Source organism: Rhizobacter sp. (genome assembly GCF_035702065.1).
Classification (GTDB): domain Bacteria; phylum Pseudomonadota; class Gammaproteobacteria; order Burkholderiales; family Burkholderiaceae_C; genus Rhizobacter.
Genome location: NZ_DASSRA010000076.1, coordinates 1 through 9,621, shown reverse-complemented (window position 1 = coordinate 9,621; position 9,621 = coordinate 1). Strand labels below are relative to the sequence as shown.

Annotated in this window: 10 protein-coding genes and 1 pseudogene; 4 read left to right on the top strand and 7 right to left on the bottom strand. The window is 64.4% G+C overall.

The features are described 5' to 3' along the window. Nucleotides 1–895, top strand: an 895-nt coding sequence (gene icd / locus VFL64_RS03670) for an NADP-dependent isocitrate dehydrogenase (RefSeq protein ID WP_489539029.1), incomplete at its 5' end; no start/stop codon positions are given. Between the two features lie 61 nt (nucleotides 896–956). On the opposite strand, the gene VFL64_RS03665 is transcribed toward icd, so the two are convergent. After that, nucleotides 957–1,226: a cold shock domain-containing protein gene (locus tag VFL64_RS03665; protein WP_489539028.1), complete on the bottom strand. Its 270-nt coding sequence runs from the start codon at nucleotides 1,224–1,226 to the stop codon at nucleotides 957–959. Between the two features lie 199 nt (nucleotides 1,227–1,425). Here VFL64_RS03665 and clpS point away from each other — a divergent pair, with 199 nt between their 5' ends. Together clpS and clpA are read left to right on the top strand one after the other, a co-directional pair. Beyond that, nucleotides 1,426–1,779, top strand: coding sequence for an ATP-dependent Clp protease adapter ClpS (gene clpS, locus VFL64_RS03660; RefSeq protein ID WP_489539027.1), 354 nt, complete (start codon nucleotides 1,426–1,428; stop codon nucleotides 1,777–1,779). Next, nucleotides 1,776–4,076 carry an ATP-dependent Clp protease ATP-binding subunit ClpA gene (gene clpA / locus VFL64_RS03655; RefSeq protein ID WP_489539026.1) on the top strand — a complete coding sequence of 767 codons (2,301 nt, stop codon included), beginning with the start codon at nucleotides 1,776–1,778 and terminating at the stop codon, nucleotides 4,074–4,076. Before clpS ends, clpA begins: the two co-directional genes overlap by 4 nt. A 52-nt stretch (nucleotides 4,077–4,128) precedes the next feature. Here clpA and VFL64_RS03650 read toward each other — a convergent pair whose 3' ends face one another. Genes VFL64_RS03650 through VFL64_RS03625 form a run of 6 tightly spaced genes read right to left on the bottom strand, consistent with a single transcriptional unit; the run spans nucleotide 4,129 to nucleotide 9,081 of the window. Continuing rightward, nucleotides 4,129–4,899, bottom strand: coding sequence for a M90 family metallopeptidase (locus tag VFL64_RS03650; RefSeq protein ID WP_489539025.1), 771 nt, complete (start codon nucleotides 4,897–4,899; stop codon nucleotides 4,129–4,131). Between the two features lie 11 nt (nucleotides 4,900–4,910). Beyond that, nucleotides 4,911–5,681, bottom strand: coding sequence for a UDP-2,3-diacylglucosamine diphosphatase (locus VFL64_RS03645; protein WP_489539024.1), 771 nt, complete (start codon nucleotides 5,679–5,681; stop codon nucleotides 4,911–4,913). Between the two features lie 8 nt (nucleotides 5,682–5,689). Then, on the bottom strand, nucleotides 5,690–6,190 hold the full coding sequence (locus tag VFL64_RS03640) for a peptidylprolyl isomerase (RefSeq protein WP_489539023.1): 501 nt from the start codon (nucleotides 6,188–6,190) through the stop codon (nucleotides 5,690–5,692). Nucleotide 6,191: 1 nt separating this feature from the next. Next, nucleotides 6,192–6,701 carry a peptidylprolyl isomerase gene (locus VFL64_RS03635; protein WP_489539030.1) on the bottom strand — a complete coding sequence of 170 codons (510 nt, stop codon included), beginning with the start codon at nucleotides 6,699–6,701 and terminating at the stop codon, nucleotides 6,192–6,194. A gap of 47 nt (nucleotides 6,702–6,748) precedes the next feature. Continuing rightward, on the bottom strand, nucleotides 6,749–7,996 hold the full coding sequence (locus tag VFL64_RS03630; RefSeq protein WP_489539022.1) for a L,D-transpeptidase family protein: 1,248 nt from the start codon (nucleotides 7,994–7,996) through the stop codon (nucleotides 6,749–6,751). Further along, complete coding sequence (locus VFL64_RS03625) at nucleotides 7,993–9,081, bottom strand: tetratricopeptide repeat protein (RefSeq protein ID WP_489539021.1); 1,089 nt, start codon at nucleotides 9,079–9,081, stop codon at nucleotides 7,993–7,995. The genes VFL64_RS03630 and VFL64_RS03625 overlap by 4 nt, the downstream gene beginning before the upstream one ends. Before the next feature lie 240 nt (nucleotides 9,082–9,321). Between VFL64_RS03625 and VFL64_RS03620 the strand changes: the two are divergent. After that, nucleotides 9,322–9,621: pseudogene (locus VFL64_RS03620) on the top strand (cysteine--tRNA ligase); the annotation flags it as partial.

Genomic DNA, 9,621 nt, shown 5'->3' with positions numbered 1-9,621 from the left:
CCAGGAGCTCGACCTCTACGTCTGCCTGCGTCCGGTGCAGTACTTCAAGGGCGTGCCCTCGCCGCTCAAGGAGCCCGAGAAGACCAACATGGTCATCTTCCGCGAGAACTCGGAAGACATCTACGCCGGCATCGAGTACGAGGCCCAGTCCGACAAGGCCAAGAAGCTGATCAAGTTCCTGATCGACGACATGGGCGTCAAGAAGATCCGTTTCCCGGGCAGCTCGGGCATCGGCATCAAGCCGGTCTCGATCGAAGGCACCGAGCGCCTGGTGCGCAAGGCGCTGCAGTACGCCATCGACAATGACAAGCCCAGCGTCACCATCGTGCACAAGGGCAACATCATGAAGTACACCGAAGGTGGCTTCCGGGATTGGGCGTATGCCTTGGCTCAGAAGGAGTTCGGTGCCCAGCTAATCGACGGCGGCCCGTGGTGCAAGTTCAAGAATCCCAAGACGGGCAAGGACATCATCGTCAAGGATTCGATTGCCGACGCCTTCCTGCAGCAGATCCTGCTGCGCCCGGCCGAGTACTCGGTGGTGGCCACGCTCAACCTGAACGGCGACTACATCTCCGACGCCCTGGCCGCGCAGGTGGGTGGCATCGGGATCGCCCCGGGTGCCAACTTGTCCGATTCCGTGGCCTGCTTCGAGGCAACCCACGGCACAGCGCCCAAGTACGCCGGCAAGGACTACGTCAACCCGGGCAGCGAGATCCTTTCCGCCGAGATGATGCTTCGCCACATGGGCTGGACAGCGGCCGCCGACCTGATCATCAGTTCGCTGGAGAAGGCCATCGCCAGCAAGAAGGTCACCTACGACTTCGCCCGTCTGATGGACGGCGCGACGCAGGTTTCGTGCTCGGGATTCGGCCAAGTCATGATCGAGAACATGTGATCTGACCAAGCCAGAAAGCGAAAGGCCCACCTCAGGTGGGCCTTTTTCATGGGGCGTCGCTTCAGGCGCTTGCGCCGGCGCCGGGCTGGCTGGCGGCAGCTGCAGCGACCAGCACACTAACCGGATCATCTTGCGGGCAGATGTTCTGGGCCAACTGACCCTTGGGGCCTTGCACCAGTTCGTAACTGACTCGGCCGCCTTGCTTCAGAGTGCGAAAGCCATCCATCTGGATGGCAGAGAAATGGGCGAACACGTCATCCCCACCTCCCTCGGGCTCAATGAAGCCAAAACCCTTTGCATCGTTGAACCATTTCACCGTTCCGATCGCCATACCGGGGCTCCCTTCCCTAGACCGGCGGGATTCTCAGTCCCGGTTTCCGGGCTGTCAAGGCGAGCTCCGGGGCTTGGCATCGATCTTGGAAGGCTCGAAAAATGTGATGCCCGTGATGCATTTCTGGGCTTGCGCATGCCCCATCCGTCGCAATATCCGAGACACTGATCGAAGAACCCCAACTCGATAGAATGAATCCATGCCCGACGACACACCCAAGCCACCAACGCCACCGAAAGGGCCTGCACCCGATCGCGGCCAAGGGGCTGTCGTTGCCGAGCGCAAGACGGCCAAGACAGAGCCGCCGAGGATGTTCCAGGTGGTGCTCCTCAACGACGACTACACGCCGATGGAATTCGTCGTGATGGTGCTCCAGGAGTATTTCAAACGCGACCTCGAGACGGCGACGCAGATCATGCTCAAGGTACACAAGGAAGGCCGAGGCGTCTGCGGTGTCTACACCAAGGACGTGGCGGCAACAAAGGTCGAACTGGTGTTGACTGCCGCACGGCGCGGCGGCCACCCGCTGCAATGCATTATGGAGGCCGCATGATTGCGCAAGAGCTAGAAGTCAGCCTGCACATGGCGTTCGTCGAGGCGCGCCAGCAGCGCCACGAATTCATCACGGTCGAGCACTTGCTCATGGCGTTGCTGGACAACCCCAGCGCCGCTGAAGTGCTGCGCGCCTGCTCCGCCAACATTGACGAGTTGCGCAAGAGCCTGGCGCAGTTCATCAAGGAGAACACGCCCACGGTGGGCGGTGCCGACGAGGTCGACACGCAGCCGACGCTGGGCTTCCAGCGCGTGATCCAGCGCGCGATCATGCACGTGCAGTCCACCGGCAGCGGCAAGAAGGAAGTGACTGGCGCCAACGTGCTGGTGGCGATCTTCGGTGAGAAGGATTCCCACGCCGTCTACTACCTGCACCAACAAGGTGTGACGCGCCTCGATGTGGTGAATTTCATCGCCCACGGCATCAAGAAGACCGACCCGCCGGAGCAGCCCAAGTCGAACGAAAGTTCCGGCAACGAAGGTGAGAAGGAAGATGGTGAATCCAAGGGTTCGCCGCTCGACCAGTTCACCCAGAACCTGAACCAGCTTGCACGCGACGGGAAGATCGACCCGCTGATCGGTCGCGAGCACGAAGTGGAACGCGTGATCCAGATCCTGTGCCGTCGGCGCAAGAACAACCCGCTCCTGGTGGGCGAGGCCGGCGTGGGCAAGACGGCCATCGCCGAAGGCCTAGCTTGGCGGATCACGCAGAACGACGTGCCCGAGATCCTGGCCGACGCGCAGGTCTACTCGCTCGACATGGGTGCCTTGCTCGCCGGTACGAAGTATCGCGGTGATTTCGAACAGCGCCTGAAGAGCGTGCTCAAGCACCTCAAGGATCAGCCGAACGCGGTGCTGTTCATCGACGAGATCCACACCCTGATCGGTGCGGGTGCGGCTTCGGGCGGCACGCTGGACGCGAGCAACCTGCTCAAGCCGGCGCTCAGTTCCGGTTCGATGAAGTGCATTGGCGCGACCACCTTCACCGAATACCGCGGCATCTTCGAGAAGGATGCGGCGTTGTCGCGTCGCTTCCAGAAGGTCGACGTGGTCGAGCCCTCGGTCGAGCAGACCATCGAGATCTTGAAGGGCCTGAAGTCGCGCTTCGAGGAGCACCACAGCGTGAAGTACGCGCTGGGCGCCTTGCAGGCGGCGGCCGAGCTGTCGGCCAAATTCATCAACGACCGCCATTTGCCCGACAAGGCGATCGACGTGATCGACGAGGCCGGCGCCGCGCAGCGCATCCTGCCCAAGAGCAAGCAGAAGAAGACCATCACCCGCAATGAGGTCGAAGAGATCGTCGCCAAGATCGCGCGCATCCCGCCGACCAGCGTGTCGAGCGATGACCGCTCCAAGCTCAAGACCATCGAGCGTGACCTGAACAGCGTGGTGTTCGGCCAGGAGCCGGCCATTGAAGCCCTGGCGGCCGCCATCAAGATGGCGCGCTCGGGCCTGGGCAAGCCGGACAAGCCGATCGGCTCCTTCCTGTTCAGCGGGCCCACTGGCGTCGGCAAGACCGAGGTGGCCAAGCAACTTGCCTTCATCCTGGGCATCGAGCTGATCCGCTTCGACATGAGCGAGTACATGGAGCGTCATGCGGTCAGCCGCCTGATTGGCGCGCCCCCGGGCTATGTTGGTTTCGACCAGGGTGGCCTGTTGACCGAGGCCGTCACCAAGAAGCCGCATGCGGTGCTGCTGCTCGACGAGATCGAGAAGGCGCACCCGGACGTCTTCAACGTGCTGCTGCAGGTGATGGATCACGGCTCGCTGACCGATAACAACGGTCGCAAGGCCGACTTCCGCAACGTCATCCTGATCATGACGACCAACGCGGGGGCCGAAACCATGAACAAGGCGACCATCGGTTTCACCAACTCGCGCGAGCAAGGCGATGAGATGGCGGACATCAAGCGCCTGTTCACGCCCGAGTTCCGCAACCGCCTGGACGCGACGGTCAGCTTCCGTGCGCTCGATGAGGAGATCATCATGCGCGTGGTCGACAAGTTCCTGCTGCAACTGGAGGCCCAGCTGGCCGAGAAGAAGGTCGAGGCGACCTTCAGCGACGGCCTGCGCAAGCACCTGGCCAAGAAGGGCTTCGACCCGTTGATGGGTGCGCGCCCGATGCAGCGCCTCATCCAGGACACGATTCGCCGTGCCCTGGCCGACGAACTGCTCTTCGGCCGCCTGGTCGATGGTGGCCGCCTCACGGTGGACATCGACGCCGATGGCAAGACCGTGCTCGACATCCAGCCGCCCAAGAAGAGCGACAAGCCCAAGGCGGAGCCGGCAACGGCCTGAGTGGTGGAAAGCGTGTGAGAAACGGGGCCGAGCAGGCCCCGTTTCTTTTGGGTCAGACGCGCGCGGCCGGATCTTGCTGAAAGAAGCCGGCCAGCAAGGCGTAGACCTCGGCATGGTCGGCTTGCAGATCGAGCGGCGAGACGAAGAACGCCTCGCAAGCGACGGCGAAGAACTCGCTGGGCGCCTCTGCGCCATAGGGGTCGAGCCAAGTGTCCACACCGGCATCGACTTCGGCGCAGAAGGCCTCATACGCCGAGGCGAACACCGCCTGCCATTCGGCCTGCGCGGCGCGGCTTTGGAGCGGCGGAACGCCGTCGGCCTCGCCATCGCGCATGTCCAGCACGTGGGCGAACTCGTGGATGACGACGTTGTAGCCCCACTCGGCGGTGTTGCCGGCCTCGGCCACGTCTTGCCACGACAGGGTGACTGGCCCGCCTTCCATGGCTTCGCCTGAAAGTGGTTCGTCGTAGTGGTGGACCACGCCGTCCTCGTCCATCACCTCGCGCCGGGCGATCACCTCGCCGGCATGCACCACGATGCCGACGAAGCTGTCGTACCAGTCGAGTCCGAGCCGCAGGACGGGCAGGCAGGCTTGGGCGGCGACGGCGACGGCCATGTCGTCGGTGACCTCCAATCCCTGTGCGCCGCTGAACTCCTTGCGGGCGAGGAAGAGCGTGCTCATCTCGCGCAGTTGATGGGCATCATCGGCAGAGAGGGCGGCCAAGAAGGGGAAACGGGCCAGTGTGGTGTGCCACAGTGCATCGGGGATGGGGCGGCGTTCCAGTGTTCGCCGGTCACGCCAACGGCGCCATGCTTCCAGCACGATAGGCCGCCTCAGCGCAGGGCGTCGCGAAAAGGCAGCCGCGCGATGCCGCTGGCGGTGAGCCGCAGGACCTCGGCGCGGTGAGGCGGGTGCTCCAAGTCCCAGTCGGACAGCACGTGGCGCATGCAGCCTGAGCCGAGCGGTTCGGTGGCGGGCCGGTGCGTGTGACCGTGGATGAGCGTTGTGCTGTTACTTCGCCGCAGCCACTCGATGGCCATCGTGGGGTCGATGTCGGCCCAGTCTGCGGGGGAGGGCAGGTCTTTCTTGCGCGCTTCGCTTTGCGTGCGCGCCTCGCGGGCAAAGTGCTGTCGAGCCTCCAGTGGCTGCGAGAGAAAGTTCGCTTGCCATTCGGGGCGGCGCACCATGGCGCGGAACTTCTGGTATTCCGTGTCGTCCACGCAGAGCTCGTCGCCATGCGACAACAGCCAACGCTGGTCGAAGGCTGACAGCACGCAGGGGTCGGCGAGTGCCGTGATGCCGCAGGCGCGGAGCATCTCTTCGCCGAGCAGGAAGTCGCGGTTCCCGACCATGAAGTGCAGGGCGCGGTGCTGCGCGGCCTGGGTCAGCACTTCGGTGCAGCGTGCTTCGAAGCCCTCGAACCGTGCGTCGTCACCGACCCACACCTCGAACAGGTCGCCCAGGATGAAGACCGCGTCGGCCGGCGTGCCCAGCAGGTAGCCGGCCCAGGCCTCGAAAGTGTGCGGGGTGTCGGCGGCGAGATGCAGGTCGGAGATGAAGTCGATGCTTCGCCACCGCGGCGGCGCATGGACTTCAGCCTGCATGGCGTGTCTCAGACGACGGTCGCCTGGGTGATGACCACGTCTTCCAGCGGCACGTCGCCGTGGCCACCGCGGTTGCCCGTCTTCACGCCTTCGATGGCGTCAACCACTTCCTTGCCGGCAACGACCTTGCCGAACACGGCATAGCCCCAGCCATTGGGCGACTCCGACTTGAAGTTGAGGAAGTCGTTGTCGGTGGTGTTGATGAAGAACTGCGCCGACGCCGAATGCGGTGCACTGGTGCGCGCCATGGCGATGGTGTAGTGGTCGTTCTTGAGACCGTTGTTGGCTTCGTTCTGGATCGGCTCGACGGTCGGCTTCTGCTTCATGCCGGGCTCGAAGCCGCCGCCTTGGATCATGAAGCTCTTGATCACGCGGTGGAACACGGTGCCGTTGTAGTGGCCCTTCTCGACGTAGGCGATGAAGTTGGCCACCGTCAGCGGTGCCTTGGCTTCGTCGAGTTCGACGCGGATGTTGCCCTTGTTGGTTTGCAGTTCGACGGTTTTGCTCATGTCATTTCTCCAGGGTGGCCTTCTTGATGGTCACGGGGGTGGTGGGGACGTCGCCAGGGCCGGTGGGCACGGCGCGGATCTTGTCGACCACGTCCATGCCCGAGATGACCTTGCCGAACACCGCGTAGCCGTTGCCGTCTTGCGAACGTGCGGCGTTGAGGAAGTCGTTGTCCTTCACGTTGATGAAGAACTGCGAGGTGGCCGAGTTGGGATCGGGCGTGCGCGCCATGGCGATGGTGCCGCGCTCGTTGTTGAGCCCGTTGCGCGATTCCAGAGGGATGGGTGCACGCGTGGGCTTTTCCTTCAGGTCGGCCGTCATGCCGCCGCCCTGGATCATGAAGTTGTTGATCACGCGGTGGAATACGGTGCCGTCGTAGTGGCCGGCCTTCACATACTGTACGAAGTTGTCGACGGTCTTGGGCGCCTTGGCGGCGTCGAGCTGGACCACGATGTCGCCCAGCGACGTGGCCAGTTTCACCTTCTGCGCGTGGGCCGCGAGGCTTGCGCCCATGCCGATGCAAGCCGCCGCGAAGAGAGCCAGCCAGTGGGTTCGCTTTGTCATCCGATCACTCCTTCGAAGAATATTTTCCATTGTCCACCTTCCTTGCCCCAGTACTGGCGCCTCATCGGGCCGGTGAGCTGGCCGTGCAGCACCTCGCCGAAGGTGACGACGAGCACGTCGCTGGTGTCACGCCACGACAGGATCGACAGTTCCTTGAGCTCGGAGGCGCGGCCATTGGCGGCCTTGGCTTCCTTGTCGAGCACCTTGGTCCATTGCGCCAGGTCCATCTCACCGCTGGTGAACTGCGGTGAGTAGAAGCCCATCAGCCTGTTGACGTCGCCGCGCGAACGCGCCACGCGCCATTGCTCGACCAGCGCGCGCGCGCCGATGCGCTCGCGCTCCGTCTGGCTGCCGTGGACCCAGTCGATCCTGGGGGCGATGACAACCGGGGTGCGCCGGGGCGACACGTCGCGCAGCAGGCGGCTGATGTCTTCATTCGACAGCACCACGCAGCCATCGGTGCTCTGAGGTGTGCGGGCAAAGTTCTGCGGCGGCACGCCATGCAGCCAGATGCCACCGCCCGTCTTGCCGCGACGGCGGTCGTACTCGTTGGGGTAGTTCAGCGTGAGCGCACCCGGCCCGTAGAACTCCTTCAGCTGAGCCGCATCGAGGCGGCTGGTGATGAAGTACACGCCCAGGGGGGTGCGCTGGTCGCCTTGCTCGTTCTTGTCGATGCCCAGGCGGCCCAGAGACACGTAGTTGTCGGCGATCAGCTTCAGGCCTTGCGGACCGTTCTCGAAGAGATACAGGCGCGAGCGGCTGGCGTCGACCGCGATCGCATGGCGGGTGCTGCTCGGGATGTCGATGAACTGCCGCGGCAGGGCGTGCAACGGTGGGCGCTCGGTGATGGCGGCCAGGCGACGGGCGGCTTCCTGACGCAGCTGTGTCCACTGCGTGGCGGCCGAGGCCGACAGATCGGGAGGCGGGACATCGGGGGCTGAGAGCTTGCCGCGGCGGGTCAACAGCAGGTCGCCATAGACCAGCTGCGCCAGTTGGAAGTTGGGCACATCGCGCGCCAGCGCCTCGGCGCGGGCCAAGGCGGTGCCGCTTTCGTTGGCCCGCAGCAGGCGGTAGATCTCCAGCAGCCGCGCCTCAGGCGAAGCGGCCACAGCCTCCACAGCCGCAGGCTGGGGCTTGTTTCCCGTGGCCGCAAGTTTGGGCGAAGCAGCAACAGCACCGCCCGCGAAGAGCAGCGCGCCACCCGCCAGCCAGGCGCCGGCCCATCCAACCCATGAATGGCTCACGAACCGGTGCTTTCCTTCTGAATCAGCCACCGCCCGGAGATGCGCACCAGTTCCAGCCGCTTGCGGCTCGACACCTTCAGGGTGTCGGCGCTGTAGTTCTGGCGGAACTGCACGGTGGCCTTGTCGCCTTGAACCCTGGTGTCGAAGTCGGACAGCTGGACCGAGATGCTGCGCTTGCCGGTGATGCGGGCGCGGCGGTCTTCTTCCCAGGCCTTGCGTGACTTGCCGCCGGAGAACTCGGGCGTATAGGCCGCAAAGTAGGCCTCCATGTCCTTGCGGCTCCAGGCACTGGCCCAAGCTGTCACCGCGCCTTGAACCTCTTGTGCTGAAGCTGCGGGTGCCGCTGCCGGTGCTGTCGCTGTCGCCGGCGCAGCGGGCGGCGTGGGTGCAGGCTTGGCCGCCGGTGCGGGGGCTGGCGCAGGTGGCGCGGGCGTCGGCGCGGGCGGTGGAGGTGCCGGGGCAGGCTTGGGTGCAGCAGCCACCACAGTGGGTGCTGGTGGTTTTGCGGCGGCTGGCGCTACCGCGGGTGCGGGCTTCGGTGCGGGCGCTGCAGCAGCGAGTGCCGTGGTCTTGGGCGAGAACAGGTCGCGGATCATCGCCAGCTTGGGGCCGACCTTCGCGGTGCTCGTGCCGTCGACCTGCAGTGCCTTCGAATAGGCCTGGCTGGCCAGCTTGGCGTACACGTCGCCGAGGTTCTCGTAGGCCGTGGCGTAGCTCGGGTTGGTGCGGATCGCCGACTCCAGCGCGCGGCGTGCCTGGTCGTACTGGCCTTGCTTGCTGTAGAGCACGGCCAGGTTGTTGTAGGGCTCGGGCAGTTCGGGGAAGTCTTCGGTCAACTTGACGAAGATCGCTGTGGCTTCCACGAGGCGGCCTTGCTCGGAAAGGGCCAGGCCCTTCAGGAAGCGCATGCGCGCATCACGTGGGTGGGAGGCGAGGAACTGGTCTGCCTTCTGCACGGCCTCGCTGTACTGGCCGGCGTTGAACAGTCGGTCGACGTCGGCGTATTCGTCTGCGCGCGCAGGCCCGGCGGTGAGCATCAAGCCCGCGACAACCAGGCCGAAAAGCGGAGTGCGTGTACAGACCATCGACATCCTGATTTGGGTTGCGAGCGCCTGTGACCCAAGCGCTGGAGAGGGTGCGGGCAATGCCCCAATGCGGTGGAAGGGCAGGCCGCTATACTCCGAAAATTGTATCGCAGCCCCATCGCCGGCGGCCCTTCGGATCGACGCGCCGAGCTCGTCGGCAGCACCGGAACAGCCAGGCAATCTCCCCGGCTGCAAACCCAGCCACACGGCCCTTGAGCGGCCCCACTCCTGCATCTCACGATGACCTTGCGCATCTTCAACACCTTGAATCGGCAAACCGAGGTGTTCGTTCCGATCGAGCCCAATCACGTGCGCATGTATGTGTGCGGCATCACGATCTACGACTACTGTCACGTGGGCCATGCACGCATGATGGTGGCGTTCGACGTGATCTACGGCTGGTTGCGCGCGCTCGGCTACCGCGTGAGTTATGTGCGCAATGTCACGGACATCGACGACAAGATCATCAAGCGCGCACTCGAACGCAAGATCTCGCTGCGTGAACTCACCGACGAAATGATCGGCGCCATGCACCAGGAT